Below are 25,600 nucleotides of genomic sequence, written 5' to 3' on the forward strand. Positions count from 1 at the left end.
TCTGCGCGAACGCTGGCGCGGCGCTCAGCGCGGCGGCCATCGCCAGCGCGCTCGCCAGCGCGGAAAGGGGTCCGCCACGGCGGGACGAAGCAATGGTCTGGATGGGCAGAGGCAGGCTCATGTAAGGGCGGTCCGTTATACTCCGCGGCATTCTAACAAAGCGGCGGGGCGCGGAGCACAGGCCGCAAGTTCGCGTGACATTGTCGGCAGCGCGTCCGGCCGCCGTTGATGGCTTCCGGTAAGATATGGGCTCGCGCGCCATCGACATGCTTGTCAGCGCGCGACAGTCTCGCTCGATGTCATCGACGCCGTATCCACTCACATCCGCTTCATGCAGCAATTGAACATCTACAACACGCTCGCGCGTGAAAAGCAGCCTTTCGTGCCCATCGAACCCGGCAAGGTCCGCATGTATGTGTGCGGCATGACCGTGTACGACTACTGTCACGTTGGCCATGCGCGGGTGATGGTGGTGTTCGATATGGTGCACCGCTGGCTGCGCGCCGCCGGGTACGACGTGACGTACGTCCAGAACATCACTGATATCGATGACAAGATCATCCGTCGCGCCGCCGAGAACGGCGAGACGATCGGTCAGCTCACCACGCGTTTCATCCAGTACATGCACGAGGATGCCACGGCGCTGGGCGTGATCCGTCCCGACTATGAGCCGCGCGCGACCGAATACGTGCCGCAGATGCTCAATATCATCGAGAAACTCGAAGCCAAGGGCCTGGCCTACCAGGCGACGGACGGCGACGTGAACTACTCGGTGCGCAAGTTCCCGGGCTACGGCAAGCTGTCGGGCAAGTCGCTGGAAGACCTGCGCGCCGGCGAGCGCGTCAATGCGAACGATGCCAAGCAGGATCCGCTCGACTTCGTACTGTGGAAGTCGGCCAAGGCATCCGAGCCGCCCGAAAGCAAGTGGGACTCGAAGTGGGGCAGCGGCCGTCCGGGCTGGCATATCGAGTGCTCGGCCATGAGCTGCACGCTGCTCGGCGAGCATTTCGATATTCACGGCGGCGGCGCCGACCTGCAGTTCCCGCACCACGAGAACGAGATCGCGCAATCGGAAGGAGCTTCCGGCAGGCCGTTCGTCAATATGTGGATGCACAACGGTTTCGTACGTGTGAATGACGAAAAGATGTCGAAATCGCTCGGCAACTTCTTCACGATCCGTGACGTGCTCAAGGAGTACGACGCCGAAGTGGTGCGTTTCTTCATCCTGCGTGCGCACTATCGGAGCCCGCTGAACTATAGCGATGCCCACCTTGATGACGCACGCCACGCACTGACGCGCCTGTATACGGCGCTCAAGGAAACGCAGCCCGGCGGTTGCGCGGTGGATTGGGAAGAGTCTCACGCGAAGCGCTTTGCCGAAGCGATGAACGATGACTTCAACACGCCAATCGCCATGTCGGTGCTGTTCGACCTGGCCAGCGAGGTCAATCGCACCGGTTCCGTGGCCGCGGCGCATCAACTCAAGGCGCTCGGCGGCACGCTGGGTCTGCTTGAGCGCGATCCGCACACGTTCCTGCAAGGTGGTCATGTCGCCGGCAGCCTGAGCGGCGAGCAGATCGAAGCGCAAATCGCGGCCCGCCGTGCCGCCAAGGCCGCACGCAATTTCGCCGAGGCCGACCGCATTCGCGCCGAATTGCTCGAAGCCGGCGTGGTGCTGGAAGACAAGCCAGGTGGTGCCACCGAGTGGAGGCGTGCTTGAACGCTGCCGCGCGCAAGCCGAAGGCGGTTGCACCTGCCCAGCCGAAGCCGGTGGCGGGGAAGGCCGCCGCCAAGGTCGCGCCAAAGGCCGGCGGCAAGCCCCGCAAATCGGACCTGCCCGAGGTGGATGCGGTACCGCTGCCGGTCGAAACCGTCGTCGACGCCGTGCGGCCCGCCTATTGGGATGAGGCGTGTGCCGACCTGATGAAGCGCGACCGCATCCTGCGCAAGATGATTCCTACCTATGGTCCGGCACATCTGGTGTCGCGTGGCGATCCGTTCGTCACGCTGGCACGCTCGATCGTCGGCCAGCAGATATCGGTGAAGGCCGCGCAATCGGTCTGGGAGCGGCTCGCCGCCATGTGCCCGCGTCTGACACCGGCGCAGTTCCTGAAATCCGGGCCCGAGGAGTTGGCTGGCTGCGGGTTGTCGAAGCGCAAGGCGGAGTACATCATTGATCTGGCCGACCACTTCAAGGCGGGGCGCGTGCACGTCAAGGAATGGGTGGCGATGGACGACGAGGCGGTGATCGCCGAGTTGACCCAGATCCGCGGCATCGGACGCTGGACGGCGGAGATGTTCCTGATGTTCAATCTGATGCGACCCAACGTGCTGCCGCTCGACGATGTCGGGCTGATCAACGCGATCTCCACCAACTACTTCAGCGGCGAACCGGTGACACGTAGTGAGGCACGCGAGGTGGCCGCCAACTGGGAGCCGTGGCGAACGGTGGCGACGTGGTACATGTGGCGCAGTCTGGACCCCCTGCCAGTGACGTATTAGGAATACGGCAGGAGTGCGGTAGGGTAAATTTGGAGCAAAAACGGCGTTAATTTCTGCGTTTTGTGCGTAGAAATCAACTTCCTGGGCGGTCGGAAACGGTATTTTTTCCGGTAGAATGCGCCCCTTCACAGACAGGTCCGCGTTTTTATGAAAACCACCTTCCTGGATTTCGAGCAGCCGATTGCCGAGCTCGAGGCAAAGATCGAAGAACTGCGTTTTGTGCAGGACGACTCGGCTGTCGATATTTCCGAAGAGATTTCCCGGCTGGCCGGCAAGAGCCAGCAGCTGACCAAGGACATCTACGCCAACCTGACCCCGTGGCAGGTGGCACAGATCGCGCGCCATCCACAGCGTCCGTACACGCTGGACTATGTGCGCGAGATCTTCACCGACTTCCATGAACTGCACGGCGACCGTGCGTTTGCCGACGATCTGTCGATCGTGGGCGGTCTGGCGCGCTTCAACGGCCAGGCTTGTATGGTGATCGGTCATCAGAAGGGCCGTGACACGAAGGAACGCGCGCTGCGCAACTTCGGCATGTCCAAGCCCGAGGGTTACCGCAAGGCCAAGCGCCTGATGGAACTGGCCGACAAGTTCGGCCTGCCGATCTTCACGTTCGTCGACACGCCGGGCGCATTCCCGGGCATCGACGCCGAAGAGCGCGGCCAGTCCGAGGCCATCGGCCACAACCTTTATGTCATGGCTGGCCTGAAGGTGCCCCTGATTGCGACGATCATCGGCGAAGGCGGTTCGGGTGGCGCACTGGCGATCGCCGTCGGCGACGTGGTGCAGATGCTCCAGTTCGCAACCTACGCAGTGATTTCGCCGGAAGGCTGTGCGTCGATTCTCTGGAAGACTGCCGAGAAGGCGCCTGAAGCTGCCGAGGCACTGGGTCTGACTGCTCACCGACTGAAGGCGCTGGGCCTGATCGACAAGATCGTGAGCGAGCCGCTGGGTGGCGCGCATCGCGATGCGAAGGGCATGGCGACGATGCTCAAGCGCTCGCTGGCCGAATCGCTGCGCCAGTTCCAGGGCATGAGCGTCAAGGAACTGCAGGCGCGTCGTCACGAGCGACTGATGGCCTATGGCAAGTTCAAGGAAACTGGCGCCCAGGAATGATGTGAGCGCAGGAAATTCGACGCAACTGATCGCGCGTCTGACCGACAAGGTCGCACAGGCTCTACAGGCCAGTGCGGCCTTTGTTGTTTCTGGCGATAGGCGGTTGGAGACTGGCAGCCAACTGGCCGCCGACAGGCAGCCGGTGACCGTCGCGGTGGCGCTGTCAGGTGGCCGCGACTCCGTGGCGCTGCTCCATGCCACGCGGGAAGCCCTGGCAGCCACGTGGCCGCTTGCGCGTCTGGTGGCGCTGCACGTGCACCATGGCCTGCAGGCGCAGGCCGATGACTGGGACCGATTCTGCGCCGCGCTGTGCAGCGATCTGCAAGTGCCCTTGGCCAGCGCGCGCGTGACGGTGCAGGCGGCGACGGGCGAGGGCATAGAGGCTGCGGCGCGGCGCGCTCGCCATGAGGCGCTGGGTCGCATGTGTCGCGAGCAGGGCGCGCGGCTGCTGCTGTTCGCGCATCATCGTGACGATCAGGTGGAAACCGTGCTGCTGCGGCTGTTCCGTGGAACGGGTGTGGCCGGCATGGCTGGAATGCCCACGCGACGCCCGCTCGATGAACGGGGCGACATTCAACTGGTGCGCCCATGGCTCGGTGTGACACGCGCCGAGATCGATGATTACTGCGCGCGGCAGGGGTTGCGCTGGATCGACGATCCTTCGAACGCGGACACGCGTTTCGCGCGCAATGCGCTGCGCGCGCAATTGCCTGCACTATTACAGGCGTTTCCGGCCCTCTATGAGAACGTGGCCCAGGCCGCCACGCATTTCGCACAGGCCGCCGGCATGCTCGATGCGCTGGCCGCGCAATCGCTGGCTTCGCTGGTCTGCGCGGGGCGCGATGCCGACACCATTTCAGAACTTGATCTCGCGGGCCTGCGCGCCTTGCCATCCGAGCACGCGGATGCCGTGCTTCGCCACTGGCTGCGCGATCTCGGCACCCAGCCGCCGTCGACGGCGCGCCTGGCCGCGATGCGGGCCCAACTCATCCAGCATCAAGGTGGCGAGCCGGCCATCGCGCACGATGGCCTGGTGCTACGACGTTTCCGTGACCGGCTGCTGGCCTGCCCAGCCGTGCCCGCTGGAATGCCGGCGCCGTTTGCGTTCGAGTGGCGCGGCGAATCGCGCATCGTCGTGCCGGCATGGCGTGGCGAACTGCACTTCGAGCGTGATGACACCTTTGGTGTGCCGGAGTCTGTGCTGCGCGTGCCGTTGAGGCTGGCTGGCAGGGCAGGGGGCGAGCGCATCGTCCTGCGTCCGGGTGGCCCGGCGCGAGCGCTGAAACAGGCCTATCAGGAGGCGGATATTCCCGCATGGCGGCGAGCGCATCTGCCGCTGCTATGGAGTGCCGATGTGCTGGTCCTGGCGGCTGGTTTGGGCATGCATCGTCGCTGGCCCAACGATGCGCCACATGCCCCGCGGTGGCGCGTGGAGTGGCTCGCGCGGCCCGATCTGCGCGGTTAATCTCCCGGTTTTTGGCAAAAAATGGGGACAGCATCATTTCGGCTTGTGAATTATTTTCACAAGAAAATGATGCAAAATCTGCGGTGTTCTTGCCGGTTTTACCCCCTTTGGCCTTTACGGGCAGCCACTCTTCGTGTAATTTCATGTGCTTTGCACAATCGCTGGCGTCGATAAGAAGATGGCTCTCATCGTTCACAAATACGGCGGCACTTCGATGGGTTCTACGGAACGCATCAAGAATGTCGCCAAGCGCGTGGCCAAGTGGCACCGCGCCGGTCACCGCGTTGTCGTGGTGCCTTCGGCCATGTCGGGCGAAACCAATCGCCTGCTGGGCCTTGCCAAGGAAATCTCCGCGCAGCCGGACCCGCGTGAACTCGATATGCTGGCGTCGACTGGCGAGCAGGCCAGCGTGGCCCTGCTGGCCATCGCGCTGCACGGCGAAGGCATCGACGCGGTCAGCTACACGGGCTGGCAGGTGCCGGTGAAGACCGACTCGTCCTACACCAAGGCCCGCATCGAATCGATCGATGACGAGCGCATCCTGGGTGACCTGGATGCCGGCAAGGTGGTCGTGGTCACGGGTTTCCAGGGCATTGACGGCGACGGCAACATCACGACACTGGGTCGCGGTGGTTCCGATACCTCGGCCGTGGCCATTGCCGCGGCGATTGAAGCCGACGAGTGCCTGATCTATACCGACGTGGATGGCGTGTATACGACCGATCCGCGCGTGGTCGAAGACGCCCGCCGCCTGGACCAGATCACCTTCGAGGAAATGCTGGAAATGGCCAGCCTGGGTTCGAAGGTGCTGCAGATCCGTTCGGTGGAGTTTGCCGGCAAATATCGCGTGAAGACGCGCGTGCTGTCGTCGCTGACCGACCCCCTGATGCCGCTCGAACAGGAAATGCATTCGGGCACGCTGATTACTTTTGAGGAAGAGTCTGAAATGGAAGCAGCCGTCATCTCCGGCATCGCCTTTGCCCGTGACGAAGCCAAGATCACTGTCCTTGGCGTGCCGGACAAGCCGGGCATTGCCTACCAGATCCTGGGCCCGATCGCCGACGCCAATATCGACGTCGACATGATCATCCAGAACCAGTCCGTGGACGGCAAGACCGACTTCACGTTCACCGTGCCGCGCGGTGACTACCAGCGTGCGCTGACGATCCTGAACGACAACGTGAAGGGCCATATTGGCGCCGAGAGCGTGTCGGGCGACCCGAAGGTGTCGAAGGTGTCGGTGGTGGGCGTGGGTATGCGCTCGCACGTGGGCATCGCCAGCAAGATGTTCCGCACGCTGTCGGAAGAGGGCATCAACATCCAGATGATCTCCACGTCGGAAATCAAGATCTCGGTGCTGATCGACGAGAAGTACATGGAGCTCGCCGTGCGCGCGCTGCACAAGGTGTTCGAGCTGGATCAGGCGTGATCCGGAACTGAAAACGTTCCGGCGGGGCGTGACATTTTTTGCTGCGGGTCATCGAATTTTCATTGACCAGTAGCGGCACCCTCGCTAGAATACGCGCTTCGTTGTGCGGCTCCCTCGCACAACGCAAGTTTGGGAGACGTGGCCGAGAGGTCGAAGGCACTCCCCTGCTAAGGGAGCATCCGGGCCAAAACCTGGATCGAGGGTTCGAATCCCTCCGTCTCCGCCACTACATCGTATTGGCGGCGAACCCCGGAAGATCGCGGTCTTCCGGGGTTTTGTTTTTTCTGGGGTGCGATTCTCTGGCCGTAGTTGTGGTCCTTCGCTGCACCCCTTCGCGTCCCTCTCTGGTCCCTTAAAAGTCCCACGCGTTTCGCTCGTTGCCCGGCCCGCCCATTGGACCGGGCCCGTACTCAATCGCCATCTCTGAGCGAGTCCCTTGCGGCGGTATCCTGAGCGCGAGAGAGACGGGCGCCAGGCGCTTCGGGGGCGCGGCTGAGGAGAGGGTCCAAATCAAAGAGTCACGGACACCCTATGACGACCAGCTCAGAGTGATTGCGCTCCAGGTTCTTTAGGCCCGTGACACGTCCAGCGCAATGCTCTCTAGCCGCCTGGCTGTCTCGCCGAGTCATACCAATGGCATCGATGCGCATCGGTCTTCTAAGTTGTTGCCAGGCTGACTGCCTGGCGTGGCGCATGAGCTTTGCTGAGCCATGTCGCGAGTGTGGCCGCCGTCATCGGCTTGGCGTAATACCAGCCCTGCGCATAATGCACGCCTCTTGCGAGGAGCCATGCGACCTGAACCGCCGACTCCACACCTTCAGCGACGATTTCCAAGCCCATGTCATGAGCCATCGCGATAATGTGCGGAGCGACAACACTTGAGGCAGTGTCCTGCTCGATCGTGTCGACGAACGACTTGTCGATTTTCAGAACGTCAATCTCGAAGGATTGCAGATAGGACAGACTCGAGTAGCCCGTTCCAAAGTCGTCAATGTAGATGGGATGGCCCGCTGCCCTGAACGCGGCAATGACACCTCGTGTCTCTTCCGTATTCATGAAACTGCGCTCCGTCGCTTCGATTCGGATCTGCCGGGGGGCGATGCCCGTCCCGGCGAGCGACGACGTGAGTTGGTTAAGGAAGCGTACGCTGCGCAGATCCTCGCTGCTCACATTGATCGAGACATAAAACGTGGGATTCGCGACGAGCATCTTGCCAAGCTGCGCGATGGTTTTCTCGAGGACGGCGTCTGTCAAAGACTGGATGAGGTTATTTTCCTCGGCGACTCGCACAAATACCTCGGGTGAGATCGATTGACCGTGAAGGGTCCACCTCGAGAGCGCCTCGACGCCTACGCATTCGTTGTCGGCGATGCGGATGATCGGCTGATAGACAACGTCGATCTTGCGCCGTGAAATGGCCCATTCAAGGGTTGCCGGGAATGAGAACTGCCAGGAGATGCGTTTGTACGCAAGCCATCCAAGCAATGCGCCCGCAGTGACGCCAATGGAAAGCCAGGCAGCCAGCAACTTCGGCCAGTTGCCGGCGACACTGCTGCGCGGCGATTTCACAACGACGGCGATTTGTCGTGTCGATGACTGGGCGACTGCGTAATTCCATTCGTCACTCTTCACATTGCCACTTTGCTTCCAGGCGTTGAGCATGTCGCCCGGGTCGGCACCGGTCGAGACGGCGATCAGCGTTCCCGTGGCGGTTTGGATTGCCGCGATGGGACGCTTGGCCGGGTCGATCAGGTCGACGTAGGAGCCGCGATCAATGGAGACGTAACGGCCGTTGCGTCCGATCTGGAGGTCATTGCGCTCGTTGCTAAGCGGACTCCTCCGCCTGAACCACATGGAATATCCCTCGTTGCTCCGGTAATCCGGGGGAGGCAACGTCAGGTCCTTCGCGCGCACGTCGCCGAGCAGTGGCGAGCAGAGGTACAGCCCATCGGCGTACGCACCCGCATCCTGAACGTACCGGTAGTTGTAGATCACGCGTGCCGCATGTTCGAGGTTGGGGGGCGAGCAAGGCGCACCCGGCTGTTGGTCAAGATCATTGAGGGCGGCAAAGGCCTGGGACGTGACAACTTCCGCGCGCATGATCGCCTTTTTGGCGAAGTCCTTAATCTCGGCACGCTCTCGTCGTTCGACGTCCTTTTTCGCGACATAGAGGCTGGTGAGGACTGGTACGACCGTCGCGAGACACCCAAGGGCAACCGAAGCCGAAACAACTGTAATGCGCTTGATCATTTCGTACCCCAGGATGGACGGAAGGGAGCCAAGGGTCGGCTGAAAAGCGGGCGAGCGCCGCACCTTCAAGTGCCAGGAAAGCAGAGGATCAGAGTAAGGATAGTCTCAGGCGCTTCGTCTGCAATGTGATGCCTGGGTGAGGCTCTCTGCCTACATTTGTCGTCCGCACCCCATGCGTATCCAGAGCCACCCAGGCCAGGCGGCAGTTTGCGATGGTCAAACAGACATTCCGTACCTAGCCGGCATCCTGGGGTGCAGACGCCTCGGGCACATACACATGGACTCGGTTTCGCCCCGCTGCCTTGGCACTGTACAGGGCAGCGTCCGCCCGTTTCTGCGCTGCCGCGAGGTCGGATTCGCCCTCGCGGTACGCCGCGATGCCAATACTCACGGTCTGCGTGATTGCTTCTCCGGACTCAAGAATGATCGGCGTATTCTGGATGGCGGCGCGGATGCGCTCGGCGATCACCTGCGCCTGTCCCAGTGCCGTATCAAACAGGATTGCGGTGAACTCTTCTCCGCCTATACGCGCGCCAAGGTCAGTGCTACGCAATGCGCCCTCGAATTGCCGCGCCACCACCTGTAAAACGCGATCGCCAGCGGCATGGCCGTAGGTATCATTCACCCGCTTGAATAGATCAAGATCGAGCGCGAGTATCGACAAGGCACTGCCTTGCTTGCGCGCGTGCATGACTGCCTTCTGGGCTGCGTTTTCGAAATAGCGGCGGTTGGCGAGCCCGGTCAGTGCATCGAGGTCGGCTTGGGTTCGCAACTCCTTGAGCATCTGTTGCTGGCTGTTGACGTCGACCAGTGTGACAAGTACCGCTTTTGACGCGACTGATTCACCTCCAAACTCAAGCTGAGCACAATGCACCAGCATGTATCGCGTTCCGTCGCGCGTAAGCATGGGAATGGCTTCATCCATACGGGTCGTACATACCTGCGACCAGTCTGCGGCGTTCGCAAAGAGCCGGGAGAATGATTGCCCCGCTCCGGCCACAGCGCCGAAGTCCGCCAGTATGGCTTCGTTAGTCAGGAGGATCTGTTCCGTGTCATGGTCGACTACGGCAACGGGCGTCGGCATGTTCTTGACGATGGTTGACACCATGCTCGCGAACCTCTCGACCCGATCCTGCAGACGACGCTCGTGGAGGATCAGCAGAATGCCGCTCAGCAACATGAGAAGCATGACAGCGGCGCCGGCCGCATTGATGTAGGTGCTCCGCCAGAAGCCCTCCCGGAAATCGCTGACCGAATATCCGACCGCCACCGTCCAGTGGTCGGGGGTCAGCCGTGTCGCAATGCTTCGTGTGGACACCAAACGCTCGATACCGTCGATTTGCGAGGAAGCATATTGCGTTGCGGTTGTTGGTCCGGCCCGCCCGCGAGCTTCGCGCAGGACCTGTCCAACGGCTAGTGTCGGATGCTCCGGATCACGCATCACCAGGCGGTGTTCGCTATCCAATAGCAGAACGGAGGTGCCGGGTGCCAGGTTCACGCCGTTAAGCACAAGGCGTTCGTAGGTCAGGATGATGACGACCACCGCATCTAGGTTCATCGCCCGGTTCTGATGCCCTTTGGCGACCACGACCGCGCCACGCTCGCCCCACGCGACGGGGAGTATGACGGCGTTTGACGGATTGGCTCGCACGCTTGCCAAAATCTGGTCAAGCGGCGGCACTTCGTTCATGAAGCCTGGACGGGAACTGGCAAGCAGATGCTCACCCTGCGGATCGAACACCCCGATCAGCGCGCGTCTCAATGGGTTATCCAGAGCCTCGGTGAGATTGACAAGTGTGGCGTCCGTGAGTGTGCCCGTATCGAGCAGACGCTCCGTTCCGCTCGTTAACGCAGTTACGTCGCGAAACTGATCTGCGATACGTCCGGCCATCAGGGAAGATTGCACATCCAGTAGCCGGGCGGCCAGGGCGTTGATTGCACGAAAGTCATAGTAGGACTGCCATACATTCACCAGGATATCTATGGCCACCAGCAGGGCCAGAATAGGTAACGCCCGCCGAAGCCACGACTTCTTCATGCGCCGATCCATCGACCAGTAAGTAGCTGAACTCTGTGAATGGCCCATGATTCCCGCTGATGAAACGTCTACTGATTGGTCAGAAATGACTTGTTCATTCACCTGGACATGGCCGATCTTCCCCCATGCCAAAGGCGATTTGTCGTGCGAAGTCAGCATACGCAGGCAAGGTGCTGCTTGCGGCACGCGTGGATGCTCGGTCCCACGTGCATATTGACGCTCACCAGCCGGCGCCCCGATCAATCATATGTCCACGCGGGGCGCTTCCAAAATAGTGTGCAGCCGGCGCTGCAAGATGAACCGTCGCCCCTTTCGTCGGGCGAGCCTGATCCCTGACGGCAGGCCGCCGTCGTCCCGGCATCACGGCCGAAGGATTCCAGGTTTTTAGTTTTTTCATCCAATTTTCGAAAAGATTCACTTCCGCTGGCGGAGTCCTTCAATCAGGATTTTCTGAGTGTAGGAAGTGCGCGGCACAGCCGGGTAGAGCTGTTCGTGTCAGAAGTTCGTGTCGGCAGACGCGGAGACTTTGGCTGTCTTCATTTCGCCGTGTCCTTTTCGAGGAGGTTCGGAGATGTTCGCCAAGATCGTCGCGACATATCGCTACTTCATGTCCGTGGTGCCCTTTCGGCTGACGCCGGCCATCGTCACCACGCTCGTACTTGTCACACTGCTGCTCACACCGACGCCGGCTGGCTTGAAGGACAACGCTTGGGACCTGGTCGCCATCTTTCTGACCACGATCGTCGCCATCATTCTCAAGGTGATGCCGATCGGTGTGATGGCGATGATGGCAATCGTGATCGTGTCACTGGCGCAAGTGACCTCGAACTCGTCCAAGGGCGCTATTGCCGATGCGCTGAGCAGTTTTGATAGTCCGCTGATCTGGCTGATCGTTGTGGCCATCCTGATTTCGCGCGGCCTGAAGAAGACGGGATTGGGCAGTCGCATCGGCCTGATGTTCATCGCGCTATTGGGCAAGCGGACAGTCGGCATCGGCTACGGGCTGGCGATCTGCGAGCTGGTACTGGCGCCATTCACGCCGAGCAACACCGCGCGCGGCGGCGGCATTGTGCACCCGATCATGCGGTCGATTGCCGGCGCTTTCGAATCTGATCCGGCTAACGGGACACAGGGAAAGGTCGGTACCTATCTGGCACTGGTCAACTACCACGCCAACCCGATCACTTCGGCCATGTTTGTGACCGCCACCGCGCCGAACCCCCTGGTCGTCGACTACGTGGCCAAGGCCAGTGGCCAGTCGCTTCACCTGAGCTGGACCACCTGGGCGCTGTGCATGCTGCTGCCCGGCCTGGTCTGCCTGCTTCTGATGCCGCTTGTCATTCTCGTGCTCTGTCCGCCCGAACTGAAGGCGACCCCCAACGCGATCGAATACGCCAGGGGCGAGCTGGCTCGCATGGGCCCCCTGGGTGGCAAAGAGCGCGTCATGATTGGTGTCTTCGCCATGATGCTGATTCTGTGGGCCAACGTGCCGGCAATGATCTGGGGGCCGACGTTCACGCTCGACCCGACGGTGGTCGCCTTTCTCGGCCTGTTCGCGTTGATCATTACCGGCACGATCGACTGGGACGATGTGTTATCGGAGAAGAGCGCCTGGGACACCCTGATCTGGTTCGGCGCTCTGGTAATGCTTGCGGAGCAGCTCAACAAGCTTGGCGTGATCGCATGGTTCTCGGCCGATATGCGCGATGCCATTGCTGCCAGTGGAATGGGTTGGCTCTCGATTGCCGCCATATTGGTGCTGGCGTTCGTGTTTTCTCATTACCTATTCGCAAGTACCACTGCCCATATCAGCGCGATGATGCTGGCCTTTCTGACAGTGGGCGCGCAGTTGATTCCGTCGGCTTACATCGCACCTTTCATGCTGATGATGGCCGCCGGCTCGGCGATCATGATGACGCTGACCCACTACGCCACCGGCACATCGCCGATCATATTCGGCAGCGGGTATGTGACGATGGGGCAATGGTGGCGGGTCGGCGCGGTGATGTGTGTCTTTGAACTTGTCATCTTCGCCGTGGTAGGCGGTATCTGGTGGAAGATTCTGGGGTTCTGGTAGTCCGGGGCCACGGTCTCGATCCACAGTCCGTGTTCAGTTCTGGACCATCCGGATCCTGATTCATATCATGACTCTGGCGTCGGACGCCGCGTGCCTATGGCATGTTTCCCGCTGTCGACGACGCGCCACCTGTAGAAGGAGCCACATATGCCAGCCATGATGAAAGCCGCAGTCGTGCGCGCGTTCGGCGCACCTCTGACGATCGACGAAGTGCCCGTGCCGCAGCCTGGCCCTGGCCAGATCCAGGTCAAGATCGAAGCGTCCGGCGTCTGCCACACCGATCTGCACGCGGCGCAGGGCGACTGGCCGGTCAAGCCGTCGCTGCCATTCATTCCCGGCCATGAAGGCGTGGGATTCGTGTCGGCAGTTGGTGCCAATGTCAAACGCGTGAAGGAAGGGGATCGCGTCGGCGTGCCGTGGCTCTACAGCGCCTGCGGTTACTGCGAGCACTGCCTCCAGGGCTGGGAAACGCTGTGCGAGAAGCAGCAGAACACCGGCTACTCCGTCAACGGTGGCTACGGCGAGTTCGTGGTGGCCGATCCGAACTATGTCGGTCTGCTGCCGAAGAATGTCGACTTCATCGAAATCGCGCCGATCCTGTGCGCTGGGGTGACGGTCTACAAGGGTCTCAAGGTAACCGACACACGACCAGGGCAGTGGGTGGTGATCTCTGGAATCGGCGGTCTGGGCCACGTGGCCGTACAGTATGCGAAGGCAATGGGCCTGCGTGTGGCCGCCGTCGACATCGACGACGCGAAGCTCGCATTCGCGCGCAAGCTCGGTGCCGAAGTTGCCATCAATGCTCGCACTACCGATCCTGCTGCCTTCTTGCAGAAGGAAATTGGCGGTGCGCACGGCGTATTGGTCACCGCAGTCTCGCCGCAGGCGTTCTCGCAGGCCATCGGCATGGTGCGGCGCGGTGGCACGATCTCGCTGAACGGCCTGCCTCCGGGAGACTTCCCCACCCCGATCTTTGACGTGGTGCTCAAGGCCATCACTATCCGTGGCTCCATTGTCGGCACGCGTAGCGATCTGCAGGAAGCACTCGAATTCGCCTCGAGCGGTATGGTGAAAGCCACGGTATCCACGGAGAAACTGGACTCGATCAATAGTATTTTCGACCGCATGAAGGCCGGCCAGATCGAAGGTCGCATCGTGCTGGACTTCAACCGCTGACAGAGACCACTCGCGCTACTGGTGCCAGGACGTCGGGTTTCGTGTTCTGTCGTTCTTTCAGACGCCATTCACCCGACGTCTTGTGCTGCGTGCAACGTTCATCTGAAGACCAGGATGAGCGCCAGCACTGCCTCAAACGGCTCGGCCGCTCCAAAGGGCTACACGATCGAACCCCACACGGGGGACGCAGAGGCAACGCGGAGTTGGCCACCGGACGGGAATGTCACATGGGCAGATCAGTATTGCGCGGAGCGCTCCCTCGCTACCTTGTCTTCCTGGCTTTTGCCGTCAGTGCATTCGCGGCGCACGCCTGGACTGCAGGCAGCGATGGCGGTGCCGGAGCGACTACGGCCAGCCCCGACACGGAATCTGGACCCTATCGGGGCGTTGTCGGGCCGGTAGGCACTGCGGAGCCCGCGCCCGAGGCACCGAAGGAGTGGGACAGAGCACTACCGTTTTTTGCGCAGCGCGTGATCGATAAAGGCTACAACCTTCCGAATCCATACAACATTGGCTATTCCTATTACAACGGATACCAGCGGTATCAGCTTAGCGACCTCGCGGTTTCCGCAGCGAGCAATCCTCTACGCGCAGCGGATTTCGTCCAGTTTCAGCAATCCAAACTTCACAACGTCTCAAACCAGTTCCAGCTCGGGGCGTGGATATTTCCGTTCTTGAACGTCTATGGGATGCTCGGCACCATCGAGGGGAATGGGGCGATCGACATTTCGTTCTCGTCCAAGACGGACTTGCAGCAGTTCTTCGGCATCAATATCGGCTGCGGTGGCAGTCGGCCTCGTCCAGAGTGTTCCAACCCCATCAAGCTGCCCACGCAATTCGCGAACTATAGCGGCCACACCTTCGGTGGTGGCTTTACGCTGGTTGGCACGTACAAGCAGCTTTTTTTCTCCTTGCCCGTAACCTATACCGTTTCGGACATTACGATGTCAGAGACGCCTGTGCAGTCCATCAACATCGGCCCGCGCATCGGCTGGAATTTTCGCCTTGGCCCAGGTCTGGGCCTATTGACGCCATTTGTCGGTGTGACGTATTTCAGGACTCATGCCAAGATCACTGGCCATTTTGACGTCCCGATCCAAGATGCTGGCGGCCAGACAGCGCGGCTGAATTACGAAATCAATCAGAGTGTGGTCGGGGCCTGGAGTGGATCGGCAGGCGTGAGCTGGGCAGTCAACCGCAGTCTGGGGTTCATCATGGAGTTCGGTTACGGATACAACCGGAACAATATTATTGCGACCGGCTTCTTCCGATTCTAGAAAGACTTCATGCGCGCGCATCCACAGACCACCTGCATACTCGTGATCGGCCTGTGGTGCGCTACGGCCATCTCGGCCGAGGTCAATCAAGCAGACGACAGTGAGAAGCAAGGGTGGATTGACAGGCTTCTCAACAAGCTCGGCGCGTCCAAGGAGGTGGACGTCAGCAAGGGCATCGACTGGGGCGTTCTGCCCGGGCCGTTCTATAACCCGGAGATGGGGTTCGGAATCGGCGCGGCAGCGATCGGACTCTACAAGCCCAAGAGTGCGGAGGCGGAGACGCAGCTTTCCACGCTCTCGATCCGCGGCTTCGGCACTGTCAAGGGGGCTTACGGCATATCGGTCGAGAACAATACGTTCTTCGCGGACGATAGCTACCGCGTCACAATCGAAGCGGACCTCATCAACATGCCGACGGCATATTGGGGTATCGGCTACAACAACGCCATCGACAGCGCCAACAAGGAATCCTATACGCGCCAAACCGTGGCGCTACAGCCAAAGATCCTGTTCCGGGTCGCGCCGAACGTCTATATGGGGGCTGGATATAGCCTGCAGTATGACAACGCCACCAAACTCGAGCGTGGCGCGGAAAGCGCGCTGGCGACGGATCCACACGGTCCGCGCGTGCTGAGTTCCGGGATCAGCGCGCATTTCTCCTATGACACGCGCGACTTCATCCCGAATCCCTACCGTGGCGAGTCGTTGCTGGCCAATGCCACGGTGTATCGGCGTGCACTGGGCAGCGATACTGACATGGAGAATCTCGAGATCACCGCCAACAAGTATTTCCGGATGCGCGAGCGCGATGTGCTGGCGTTCGATCTCTACGGGAACTTCAATTTTGGGGATGTGCCGTGGGACATGATGGCAACGCTCGGTAACAACAAGCGCATGCGCGGCTACTTTCTTGGCCAATTCCGGGACAAGGTCATGGCAGGCGTCCAGGCGGAGTACAGATGGCACATCGTCGGGCGGCAGGGCATGGTGTTCTGGGTCGGTACGGGGGCAGTGGCTCCCAATCCGGGCGCGCTCACTTCCGCGCACTGGTTGCCGAATGCTGGTGTCGGATACCGTTTCGAATTCAAGCCGCGCGTGAACGTTCGCTTTGATGCCGGCGTTGGCCGCAACACGAAGGGCGTCTATTTTCAGATCAACGAAGCGTTCTGATGATGTCACGCTAGCGCCGGCCGTACTTCTGCCGTATTTCTCGGGCGCGGCATCGCCCCGACAGGCTACGCCTTGTCGATGGCTGCTTCAGCACTTGAGCGGGACCTGGGGCGATAGAGCCTGTCCTTCATCACGGGCCCTCCAGTCAGGCGCGAGGCATGGCCGCAACATGTAGGTGGCACACACGCGGCCAGCAATGGTCCTTGGTCCAATAGACGAAAGGAATCGATCGGATTTCCATGTTGCAGACACGCGGGAATTGAAGCGAACTACGGATCTGGGTGGGCGTATGAGAGATGTCGCTTTCAGGCGGAGTTCCTTACTGCTGGCAGCCATGTCCTTGCTGCTCTCGTTCCTCCCGATCTGTGCGAGTGCACAATCGGGCTCGCCGAGCTTTCGCGACCCGGAAGACGGGGCGTTTGATCTCAGCAACTATCTACTCGAACACAAGGGTGCGTTGCCCGTCCCGTTTGTGATTACCGAGCCGGCGGTCGGATTCGGTGTCGGTATCGGGCTCCTGTTCTTCTCCGAGTCCCTCGCGGAAAGCGAGACACGAGCGAAAGAGCTTGGGCAGGAGCGGGCGCCGCCGAACATCACGGTGCTCGGGGGTGCTTACACCGATAACGGTACGTGGGCAGGCGCGGTCGCACACTTCCATAGCTGGGATAACGACAGATACCGCTATCTTGGTGGTGTCGCCAAAGTCGATGCGAATCTGGATTACTTCGGCGTGGCAAATCAGGCGCGTGCGTATGAACTGGATGGGATCGGACTCTTCCAGCAGCTACTGGTCCGCATTGGAAACAGCCGATGGTTCGCTGGGCCACGCTATATCTTCTTCGATGCCAACGCGACCTTCAAGTTCGGACAGAACCCGTCTGATGTGACCGGTCAAGGTCGGGACCAGCGTATCAGCGCGGCGAGCCTTGTGATCGACTACGATTCTCGGGACAACATTTTCTTTCCTAACCGCGGCAGCTTTGCCGAAATCGAAACCCAATTCGCTCGCGACGGTATAGGCAGCACACAGAATTACAACATGTATGCGGCGCGCGGCTACACTTGGCTACCTCTTGGTAAGGCATTCGTCCTGGGACTCAGAGCGGACACGCGTTTCTCGACAGGAGACGTACCGTTCTTTGTCCAGCCCTATATTGACCTTCGTGGCGTAAAGAAGGCGCGTTACCAGGACCGCAACGCCATTGCCACGGAGGTCGAATTGCGTTGGGATATCCAGCCGCGATGGTCTGTCCTTGGATTTTCGGGACTCGGCAAGGCTTACGGCCGGCAATCTTTCTCGGACGCAGAAAACGTGGTCAGCGTAGGGATGGGATTCCGATACCTGATAGCCAGAAGACTCGGACTTGCTATGGGTCTCGATGTCGCGCACAGCAAGGATCAGAACGCCATATATGTTCAGGTGGGGACCGCCTGGCATTGAGAGTGATCACGGGGCCGGGCACATTGCATGGTGACACTCGACTCGGGAGGTAACGCGAGCGGGGTGAGAACTCCTCTAGCGGCGAATGTCGGGAGAGGATTTGCAATTCTTTATCTACGTGGCGGATGCCGACACGATAGCCCGACGCCATTCTTCGGCATCACACGGTATCGAAATAGCCGAGCCCCCACATCACATATCCATCGATGCGATGGATACCAGCGCATCACGATCCAGGATCTCGATTTGCGAGTAGGCGATCGAGACAATGCTGTCGTTCTCGAACTCCTTCAACTCCTTGTTGAGGCGCTGTCGCGACACGCCGACCAGGGTAGCGAGTTCATCTTGCGAGAGCTTGATGGATAGCGCGACGGTGTTGCCGCGCGGCAGGCCGTAGGCCGGCAGTAGCGAGAGCAAGGCGCGTGCAAGCCGGGCCTTTGCGGGCGAGAGCGCATGCGCGGCCACGCCGTCATAGAGTGAGCGGGAGCGGGCACAGAACAATTGCAGCAGCGATTGTCCCAGGCCCGTGTCATTTGCCAACGCCTCGGCGAACGTGTTCTTTGGTACCAGCAGGACAATGCTCTCGCCGTGGGCCCGCGTGTCGTGAATGGAGTGCTTGCCATCCAGGATCGGGATCACGCCTTGTATCTGCCCCGGTTCCATGAAGCGGACTACGTAGCGCTTGCCTGTGCTTGTCTGCACGCCAACTTCCAGGCTGCCGCGCAAGACGACGATCAGTGACTCCATCGGCTTGCCGCGCGTGGTCAGCATCGCTCCATCAGGGCATACCTCGATTCTGCCGGCTGCCAGAAAACGCTCGAGGGTCTGCGCTGAGCATCTCTCCAATACCGCGGAACGACGCAAAACAGCTTCGGCAAGTGCCCGATATGTGGTGGATGGGTTTTGTGTCGTCAACGTGACAGATTGCTGCGCCGCGTCATACCCAGAATGGGCATCACAACGACAGAGCGAGGCAAAGGTGAGTACACAAAATCATAGCATTGCAGCTACCGCGTTTATTGCGGCGCTGGAACGCAGTGGCGTCGACCACTTCGTCACCGTGCCGGATTGGATTCAGTGGGCGCTCCATGCCCGTATCGGTGCGGGAGTCGATGGCATTCGGGAAGTCATCTGTGCCAACGAGGACCAGGCCGTCACCACGGCCGCCGGACTGACCATCGGTGGCAAACGCCCGGTCATCGCCGTCCAGAACCAGGGACTCTATGCCTGCGTCAACACCATTCGCGCGGTAGCCCTCGACGCACGCATTCCCACCGTTTTCCTTGTTGGCCAGTTCGGCCGCGAGTTCTCCAACTTTGGCGCCAACCCGGCGGAATCGCGTCGCAACATGGTGCGGCTGCTGGAGCCGGTGCTCGACGCGCTGGCCGTGCCGCACTGGCGACTCGAACGACCGGAAGACCTGGCGTGCGTGCAAACCGCATACGAACAGGCGCATAGCCAGCGCGGTGCTGCGGCCTTGATCGTGGGTGCACCCATTGGATGGAACTGAGACCTGTCATGCGAATTCTCGAAGCTTGCAAAGCAATTGAAGCGGCGCGCGATGGCGCGGTTCTGGTGACGACCATGGGGTCGATGTATATGTTCGATGCCCTGGGCGTCAACGCGGGGCGAATCAACTCCGTGCCGTTGATGGGCGGTGCGTCTGGTCTCGGCCTTGGCCTGGCCCTCGCGAAGCCCGAGCGCATGGTGATCGTGGTGGATGGAGATGCGAGTCTGCTGATGCAGCTTGGCAGCCTGGCGACCGTGGCAGGACAGCAGCCGCGCCGGTTTGCCCACTTCGTCGTGCACAACGGCAGCCAGTTCACGGGCGGTGTGAACCTGAAGCTTGCGTGCGAAGACACCATGGATTTTTGTGGCATGGCGCGTGCGGCGGGCTATCGCCATGTTGTACGCGTCGATAGCGTTGCTGTCCTGCTGGACGTAGTGGCCCAAATGCATGACGTGGAAGGGCCGGCATTCTATGAACTCTGCGTGGAGCAGGAGCCGCCACGATTTGACGCGGAGAATCCACAGGCGGAGATGCCGGACCGGCAGTTCTCGAGAATGGGTGCCGAAGCCGTGGCGCTGGCGGCGTGGTTGCAGGAGCGCTAGGCGATGAGCAACTTCGATTTCATCGTCGTCGGGGCCGGTTCCTCAGGCGCGACGCTTGCGACCCGGCTCGCGGAGCGCGGCTCCGGCAAGGTGCTGCTACTCGAAGCGGGTGCTAGCCGGGAGCGCGACTTCTGGGTGCGCGTCCCCATCGGTATCGCCAAGTTACTGTTGAATCCGCGCTACGTATGGCCATTCAAAACGGCGGGCCAACGCCATCTGGAGGGTCAGGAAATCTATTGGCCGCGCGGACGCATGCCTGGCGGCTCGAGTTCGGTCAACGGCATGATCTACGTCCGCGGGGAGCCTGCCGAGTTCGACCATTGGGCGGCGCTCGGCAATCCGGGATGGAGCCACGCGGAACTGCTGCCGTATTTCAAGCGACTGGAATCCACCGTGGTTGGATCGGACGCATATCGCGGGCGTAGCGGACCCATCGGCGTGACGTCGCTGGCGCATCTGGGTCATGAGCTTTCGGAGGGCTTCATCGACGCGTGCGAGGCCGGCGGCATCCCCCGAAATGCCGACTACAACGGCGAGCAGTACGAGGGGGTTTCCTATCTGCAACTCTCCACGCGCAATGGGCAACGTTGCAGTACCGCAATCGGCTACCTGCATGGACGGGTGAATGCGAAGATCGACCTGCAGGTCGAGGCGACGGTGACACGCATTCTCTTCGATGGCAAGAAGGCTGTCGGCGTCGAGTATGTCCAGGCTGGTGTTACCCGGAAGGCGTATGCCAGCCGCGAGGTCATCCTCAGTGCCGGGCCGATCAAGTCACCGCAGATCCTCGAATTGTCCGGGATCGGCAATGCGGAATTGCTGCGCGAGCATGGCATCCAACCGCGGCATCACCTGCCCGGCGTCGGCGAAAATCTGTCGGATCATCTGCAATGCCGGATCACGTACGAATGCACGAAGCGCATCACGCTGAACGATACGCTTTCGAGCCCACTCCGGCAGCTATGGATGGGCGCGCGTTACATGGTTACACGCAAGGGCATGATGGCGACACCGTCGGCCACCGTACACGCGCTGGCACGGACCGCACCGGCGCAGACGCGTGCCCAGGTCAAGGTGCAGCTTCACCACCTGAGTGGCATGGATCGCTATGCCCGCACGAAGGGGTTTGGTCTGGACGCGCATCCGGGTTTCTCTATCGGCTTCTTCCAGTTGCGGCCGGCATCCCGGGGCAGTCTCCATATCGCCAGCGTGGACCCGCACGCGGCGCCGCATATCGATCCCGCGTACTTCTCGGCGGAGAGCGACAAGGCGGTGATGCTTGAAGGCATTCGCCTGGCCCGGCGCATTGCCAGCCAGCCGGCGCTCGCTTGCTACATCAAGCGCGAAACGCGCCCCGGTGCGGATATTCGCTCGGACGACGAACTGCTGGCCTACATCAGGAAGGCGGGGCAGACCTCATGGCATCCGATCGGGACATGCAAGATGGGCAACGATCCCATGGCAGTGGTGGGCGCCGACCTGAAGGTTCACGGTGTCGCCAATCTGCGCGTGGTGGATTCCTCGATCATGCCGACCATGCCCTCGTCGAACACCAACGCCGCCTCCATCATGATTGGAGAGAAGGCTGCAGACCTCATCCTTGGCAAGACGACCTGACTCAGGGCGTCGACGGAGTACGTGAGATGACTACCAATCAATCGCGCTCGCATGGCGAGCAATCAATGGGCACGACCATGCAGGGACAAACTTTCAAGGGCCGGATCGGCAAGACGCTGAAGGACTCCGAGCCGTGGTGGCCAGCCCGGCGTGAGGCGCTGCCGGGCACGCCCAACGTCGTGGTGGTGCTGCTCGACGATCTTGGGTTCTCGGATTTCGGTTGCTATGGAAGCGAGATTCGGACGCCCAACATCGACGGGCTCGCACAGGCGGGGCTGCGTTTCGTCAACTACACGACGGTGCCGATGTGCACGCCGGCGCGGGCGGCCCTGATGACAGGCAAGAACCCGCATGCGGTGGGATGCGGCTGGCTGACGCACAACAATCCCGGGTATCCGGGCTATCAGGCCGGCGAGATTGCGAAGGAGGCGCCCACCATGGCCGAGTTGCTGCGGGAACGCGGCTTCTCTACCTATGCGGTAGGCAAATGGCACAACACCGCTGACTACAACGTGACACCGTCGGGATCGCGCGATGCGTGGCCGCTGCAGCGGGGTTTCGATCGCTTCTATGGCTTCCTCGCGGCGGAGACTAACTATTTCGCTCCCGGGCAACTGATCGAGGGCAATAGCTTCATCGACGTTGAAGAGTATCCGGAGGGTTACTACTGCAGCGACGATTGGACCGACAAGGCAATCCACTGGCTCAAGGACCATCAGGGTGCCAGTCCGGACAAGCCGTTCTTCCTGTACCTTGCCCACAACGCCCCGCATGTGCCCTTGCAGGCCAAGCCGGAGGACATCCAACGCTATGCGGGAGCCTATCACCAGGGCTGGGACCAGACCCGGAAGGAACGCCATGCGCGCCAGGTCGCCGACGGGCTGATCCCGGCAGACTGGCAGCTATCCGAGCGAAGCCCCAACATCCCCGCCTGGGAGACGCTGGATGCCGACACACGCCGGCTCTATGCCCACTACATGGAAGTTTATGCCGCGATGGTTGACAACATCGACCAGAACGTCGGGCGGCTGGCGGACTTCCTGCGCGATGCGGGCATGCTCGATAACACCATCTTCATCATCACCTCGGACAACGGCGCTTCGTCAATCGGAGGGCCGCAAGGCGCGGCAAATATCTTCGAGAAGCGCGTCTCGGGAGCCGAGCCTAAGGGGCTGGCAGAGTCGATGATGCAAGACGGCAAGCTCGGTGGCGCGCATTCATACGCGGCCTATCCGGTCGGTTGGGGCAACGCGTCGAACACGCCATTTCGCTTTTACAAGCGCACACCGATGAATGGCGGCATCCGTGTGCCATATGTCATGCACTGGCCACGGGGCATTGCGGACGCAGGCGCCATCCGCCGGCAATGGATTCACGTGACCGACACCTTGCCGACGTTGCTCGAACTGGCCGGCGTCCGCTACCCGGAGGTCTTCAACAGTCTGCCCACCGGCGGCATGAATGGGAGATCGTTCCGCAAGATGCTGGCGGAGGCCGGACACCCCGCCGCGCGGGATCGCCAGCACTATGAACTGGAGGGCAATCGGGGCTATATCCGGGGGCAATGGAAGATTGTTTCGTTGCAGCCTCCAGGTGCGGCCATCGAACTGGACAACTGGATGCTGTTCGACCTTGCCGCCGATCCGACCGAGTGCGAAGACGTTGCCAAGGAGCATCCTGAACTGCTGGCGGCGCTGATCGCGGAGTTCGAAGCGGATGCCGAGGCCAACTACATCTACCCGCTCGACAACCGGGACAACCGTCGGGCGCTCTCTGTGCCACCGTTCCTGGAGAAGGCAAACGCGAGTGCCAGGACGTTCTATTCCGGGACATCGACGGTGCCGACCGCTATCGTGTCGCCGCTGATTGCGGACCGGGACTACGATCTCGAATGCAATTTCTCGTATGAGAGCGGGCAGGAGGGGGTGCTGCTTGCGTTCGGGAACTCCTTTGGCGGTTTGACCATCTTCGTGCAGCAGGGCCAACTTCACATCGTTTACAACGGTGGTCAACGACAGGCCGAACTTGCCGGGCAGCGACTGTCCGCCGGTGACCACGTGCTGGCCCTGGCGCATCGGGCCACGGGCGGGCGGCGAGGTGTCGGCGTCATCAGCCTGGACGGTGCACCGGTCGGTGATCTGGATATGTCGCCAACCATCGTGAGACTCACGGGTGAGGGCCTGGACGTGGGCTGCGATCGTCGGCTGAAAGTCAGTGACCGCTATGGCACGCGCGGTGCATTCCCCTATGCGGGAAGCATCCGCTTCGTTCGGCTCACACCAGGACAGCAGGCGGTAGACAGTCTGGCGAACCGTCCCGAACGCCTCGCACAGATCGACTAGCGAGCCATGCTTCCGCGCTGCAAGCCCAAAACAAGAATGGAGACCAACATGCCTATGACGCACCGCCGCCGCGTGATGTTCGCGCTGGCCCTGTCCGCGCTGACGCTGCCGTTTGGCGCACGGGCAACTGAAAACTGGCCGAGCAAGGCCATTCGCATCATCGTTCCGTACCCGGCCGGAGGCGGTCCGGACATCTCGGTCCGCAAGCTTGCCGAGATCATGGGCAGGCACCTGGGCGTTCCGGTAATCGTCGATAACAAGCCCGGAGCTTCCGCCTTGCTCGGCACTCAGGTTGCGGCCGCGGCCGCGCCCGATGGCTACACGGTTGCTTACATCACGTCGGGTCTGGTGACCGTCGAGGCCATGACCCACAAGATTGACCTGTCCAAGGCTTTGCAGCCGGTGGCCAAGGTCAATACCTCGGCATTTGTTGCGGTAGTGCCCTCTAACTCGAAGTACCACACCCTGCAGGAGCTGATCGGTGCCGCCAAGGCACACCCTGGGTCACTGAGTTACGGCTCGGCCGGTGTCGGATCGCCTGCGCACATGGCAGTCGAGTACATGAAGCGGAGCGTGTCGGGGCTGGAGTTCCTGCATGTCCCTTACAAGGGGGCCGTGGAGTCGATCAATGCGATGCGTAGCGGGCAGATCGACTTCTCCATCATGGTGCTTTCCTCGGCGCTGCCGCAGATCAAGGCCGGTAGCCTGAAGGCACTCGCCGTGACCACGCCCGCCCGAGTGCCGCAACTCGCCGGTACGCCGACCTTCGTCGAAGCTGGTGTGCCGCGCTATGGCTTCTCCTCGTGGGGGGGCTTCGCGCTGCCCGCGGGCACGTCGCCGGCCATTACACGGAAACTGTTCGCTGCGATACAGGCTGCGGCACATGACCCCGGATTTCAGTCGATCCAGGAGAACCTGGGGTCGGTGACGGACGTCAGTAGCTCCCCGGACCAGTTCCGCGCGGAACTGAATGACGCCGTTCGCGCGGAGGAGTCGGTGGCAAGGACCATCGTCCAGCAATAGCGCATCACATTCCCATCGATACACGTGTCCATCCGCCGACGATCCGTAGGCGGAGGGCATCGCTCGTCCGCAAGCTATCGGCCGCAAGAGCCGAGGCTCGTCTGCGAACCGCACGACACGAGCAACGCACAGCCAGAACCACAATAGAGGAGGAGAGACCTTATGAAGAAGATGATGGTTGCCACGCTTGCCACCGCAACGATGGCCCCGTTCGCGCACGCACAGTCATCGGTGACGTTGTATGGCGTGGTGACAACGAGTCTGCAGTACGTGAACCGGATGCAGAACACCTCTGGTGGCGTGCTCGCGCCGGGTAGTGGTTCGACCTTCCAGATGAATTCTTCCGGCATCGCACAGTCGCGGTTTGGGCTGCGCGGGGTGGAGGACCTGGGCGGTGGCTTCAAGAGTCTGTTCGTCCTGGAGAACCAGTTCAACACCGACAATGGCCAGCTTGGCGGCGGGCTGATGTTCGGCCGCCAAGCCTTCGTCGGGTTGCAGAATACCTATGGCAGGCTGACGTTCGGGCGTCAGTACACGTCTGTGCATAAGCAGCTTTCGTGAT

19 protein-coding genes and 1 tRNA gene are annotated in these 25,600 nt (G+C 61.2%); 17 read left to right on the plus strand and 3 right to left on the minus strand.

The window, feature by feature from the left end; translation table 11 throughout:
* Window positions 1–331: 331 nt before the first annotated feature.
* The 6 genes from cysS (at window position 332) to D769_RS09925 (ending at window position 6,741) form a co-directional block, all read left to right on the plus strand.
* Window positions 332–1,720 (plus strand): cysteine--tRNA ligase, encoded by a 1,389-nt coding sequence (gene cysS / locus D769_RS09900; protein ID WP_008644550.1) that lies wholly within the window; start codon window positions 332–334, stop codon window positions 1,718–1,720.
* Window positions 1,717–2,502, plus strand: coding sequence for a DNA-3-methyladenine glycosylase (locus D769_RS09905; RefSeq protein ID WP_008644551.1), 786 nt, complete (start codon window positions 1,717–1,719; stop codon window positions 2,500–2,502). The genes cysS and D769_RS09905 overlap by 4 nt, the downstream gene beginning before the upstream one ends.
* Before the next feature lie 147 nt (window positions 2,503–2,649).
* A complete protein-coding gene (locus D769_RS09910; RefSeq protein ID WP_008644552.1) occupies window positions 2,650–3,621 on the plus strand; it encodes an acetyl-CoA carboxylase carboxyltransferase subunit alpha in 972 nt (323 codons plus the stop codon).
* Between the two features lie 154 nt (window positions 3,622–3,775).
* A complete protein-coding gene (gene tilS / locus D769_RS09915) occupies window positions 3,776–5,086 on the plus strand; it encodes a tRNA lysidine(34) synthetase TilS (protein ID WP_040010975.1) in 1,311 nt (436 codons plus the stop codon).
* A gap of 178 nt (window positions 5,087–5,264) precedes the next feature.
* Window positions 5,265–6,515: an aspartate kinase gene (locus tag D769_RS09920; RefSeq protein WP_008644554.1), complete on the plus strand. Its 1,251-nt coding sequence runs from the start codon at window positions 5,265–5,267 to the stop codon at window positions 6,513–6,515.
* A 132-nt stretch (window positions 6,516–6,647) separates the two neighbouring features.
* Window positions 6,648–6,741, plus strand: a tRNA-Ser gene (locus D769_RS09925).
* 431 nt (window positions 6,742–7,172) lie between these two features.
* Here D769_RS09925 and D769_RS09930 read toward each other — a convergent pair.
* Both D769_RS09930 and D769_RS09935 read right to left on the minus strand, forming a co-directional pair.
* Window positions 7,173–8,765 (minus strand): EAL domain-containing protein, encoded by a 1,593-nt coding sequence (locus D769_RS09930; protein ID WP_040010976.1) that lies wholly within the window; start codon window positions 8,763–8,765, stop codon window positions 7,173–7,175.
* 235 nt (window positions 8,766–9,000) lie between these two features.
* Window positions 9,001–10,989: a diguanylate cyclase gene (locus D769_RS09935; RefSeq protein ID WP_241227851.1), complete on the minus strand. Its 1,989-nt coding sequence runs from the start codon at window positions 10,987–10,989 to the stop codon at window positions 9,001–9,003.
* A 385-nt stretch (window positions 10,990–11,374) separates the two neighbouring features.
* Between D769_RS09935 and D769_RS09940 the strand changes: the two genes are divergently transcribed.
* The 5 genes from D769_RS09940 (at window position 11,375) to D769_RS09960 (ending at window position 17,944) form a co-directional block, all read left to right on the plus strand.
* Window positions 11,375–12,880 carry a DASS family sodium-coupled anion symporter gene (locus D769_RS09940; RefSeq protein ID WP_008644558.1) on the plus strand — a complete coding sequence of 502 codons (1,506 nt, stop codon included), beginning with the start codon at window positions 11,375–11,377 and terminating at the stop codon, window positions 12,878–12,880.
* A gap of 147 nt (window positions 12,881–13,027) precedes the next feature.
* Window positions 13,028–14,056, plus strand: a complete 1,029-nt coding sequence (adhP, locus tag D769_RS09945; protein WP_008644559.1) for an alcohol dehydrogenase AdhP — start codon at window positions 13,028–13,030, stop codon at window positions 14,054–14,056.
* A 227-nt stretch (window positions 14,057–14,283) separates the two neighbouring features.
* Window positions 14,284–15,333, plus strand: a complete 1,050-nt coding sequence (locus tag D769_RS09950) for a hypothetical protein (protein WP_080709684.1) — start codon at window positions 14,284–14,286, stop codon at window positions 15,331–15,333.
* Between the two features lie 9 nt (window positions 15,334–15,342).
* A complete protein-coding gene (locus D769_RS09955) occupies window positions 15,343–16,503 on the plus strand; it encodes a BamA/TamA family outer membrane protein (RefSeq protein ID WP_008644561.1) in 1,161 nt (386 codons plus the stop codon).
* 334 nt (window positions 16,504–16,837) lie between these two features.
* Window positions 16,838–17,944 (plus strand): BamA/TamA family outer membrane protein, encoded by a 1,107-nt coding sequence (locus D769_RS09960; RefSeq protein ID WP_008644562.1) that lies wholly within the window; start codon window positions 16,838–16,840, stop codon window positions 17,942–17,944.
* A gap of 192 nt (window positions 17,945–18,136) precedes the next feature.
* Here D769_RS09960 and D769_RS09965 read toward each other — a convergent pair whose 3' ends face one another.
* On the minus strand, window positions 18,137–18,859 hold the full coding sequence (locus tag D769_RS09965; protein ID WP_035881813.1) for a Crp/Fnr family transcriptional regulator: 723 nt from the start codon (window positions 18,857–18,859) through the stop codon (window positions 18,137–18,139).
* A 64-nt stretch (window positions 18,860–18,923) separates the two neighbouring features.
* Between D769_RS09965 and D769_RS09970 the strand changes: the two genes are divergently transcribed.
* The 6 genes from D769_RS09970 to D769_RS09995 all read left to right on the plus strand — a co-directional run bounded on the left by D769_RS09970 (window position 18,924) and on the right by D769_RS09995 (window position 25,599).
* Window positions 18,924–19,454 (plus strand): thiamine pyrophosphate-binding protein, encoded by a 531-nt coding sequence (locus D769_RS09970; RefSeq protein WP_008644566.1) that lies wholly within the window; start codon window positions 18,924–18,926, stop codon window positions 19,452–19,454.
* A gap of 8 nt (window positions 19,455–19,462) precedes the next feature.
* Complete coding sequence (locus D769_RS09975) at window positions 19,463–20,056, plus strand: thiamine pyrophosphate-dependent enzyme (RefSeq protein WP_008644568.1); 594 nt, start codon at window positions 19,463–19,465, stop codon at window positions 20,054–20,056.
* A gap of 3 nt (window positions 20,057–20,059) precedes the next feature.
* Window positions 20,060–21,673, plus strand: a complete 1,614-nt coding sequence (locus tag D769_RS09980) for a GMC family oxidoreductase N-terminal domain-containing protein (protein ID WP_008644570.1) — start codon at window positions 20,060–20,062, stop codon at window positions 21,671–21,673.
* A gap of 26 nt (window positions 21,674–21,699) precedes the next feature.
* Window positions 21,700–24,015 carry an arylsulfatase gene (locus tag D769_RS09985; protein WP_008644572.1) on the plus strand — a complete coding sequence of 772 codons (2,316 nt, stop codon included), beginning with the start codon at window positions 21,700–21,702 and terminating at the stop codon, window positions 24,013–24,015.
* 48 nt (window positions 24,016–24,063) lie between these two features.
* Window positions 24,064–25,038 carry a tripartite tricarboxylate transporter substrate binding protein gene (locus D769_RS09990; protein ID WP_152414956.1) on the plus strand — a complete coding sequence of 325 codons (975 nt, stop codon included), beginning with the start codon at window positions 24,064–24,066 and terminating at the stop codon, window positions 25,036–25,038.
* Between the two features lie 162 nt (window positions 25,039–25,200).
* Window positions 25,201–25,599, plus strand: a complete 399-nt coding sequence (locus tag D769_RS09995; RefSeq protein WP_008644574.1) for a porin — start codon at window positions 25,201–25,203, stop codon at window positions 25,597–25,599.
* Window position 25,600 lies beyond the last annotated feature (1 nt).

Source organism: Cupriavidus sp. HMR-1, assembly GCF_000319775.1.
In the GTDB taxonomy this organism is placed as follows: Bacteria; Pseudomonadota; Gammaproteobacteria; order Burkholderiales; family Burkholderiaceae; genus Cupriavidus; species Cupriavidus metallidurans.

Excerpts from the sequence above, each read along its gene's own strand:
- D769_RS09975 (WP_008644568.1), top strand. The coding sequence starts at position 19,463 with ATGCGAATTCTCGAAGCTTGCAAAGCAATTGAAGCGGCGCGCGATGGC.
- D769_RS09980 (WP_008644570.1), top strand. The coding sequence starts at position 20,060 with ATGAGCAACTTCGATTTCATCGTCGTCGGGGCCGGTTCCTCAGGCGCG.
- D769_RS09940 (WP_008644558.1), top strand. The coding sequence starts at position 11,375 with ATGTTCGCCAAGATCGTCGCGACATATCGCTACTTCATGTCCGTGGTG.
- D769_RS09955 (WP_008644561.1), top strand. The coding sequence starts at position 15,343 with ATGCGCGCGCATCCACAGACCACCTGCATACTCGTGATCGGCCTGTGG.
- D769_RS09995 (WP_008644574.1), top strand. The coding sequence starts at position 25,201 with ATGAAGAAGATGATGGTTGCCACGCTTGCCACCGCAACGATGGCCCCG.
- D769_RS09950 (WP_080709684.1), top strand. The coding sequence starts at position 14,284 with ATGGGCAGATCAGTATTGCGCGGAGCGCTCCCTCGCTACCTTGTCTTC.
- D769_RS09985 (WP_008644572.1), top strand. The coding sequence starts at position 21,700 with ATGACTACCAATCAATCGCGCTCGCATGGCGAGCAATCAATGGGCACG.
- cysS (WP_008644550.1), top strand. The coding sequence starts at position 332 with ATGCAGCAATTGAACATCTACAACACGCTCGCGCGTGAAAAGCAGCCT.
- D769_RS09990 (WP_152414956.1), top strand. The coding sequence starts at position 24,064 with ATGCCTATGACGCACCGCCGCCGCGTGATGTTCGCGCTGGCCCTGTCC.
- D769_RS09960 (WP_008644562.1), top strand. The coding sequence starts at position 16,838 with ATGTCCTTGCTGCTCTCGTTCCTCCCGATCTGTGCGAGTGCACAATCG.
- D769_RS09920 (WP_008644554.1), top strand. The coding sequence starts at position 5,265 with ATGGCTCTCATCGTTCACAAATACGGCGGCACTTCGATGGGTTCTACG.
- D769_RS09930 (WP_040010976.1), bottom strand. The coding sequence starts at position 8,765 with ATGATCAAGCGCATTACAGTTGTTTCGGCTTCGGTTGCCCTTGGGTGT.
- D769_RS09910 (WP_008644552.1), top strand. The coding sequence starts at position 2,650 with ATGAAAACCACCTTCCTGGATTTCGAGCAGCCGATTGCCGAGCTCGAG.
- adhP (WP_008644559.1), top strand. The coding sequence starts at position 13,028 with ATGCCAGCCATGATGAAAGCCGCAGTCGTGCGCGCGTTCGGCGCACCT.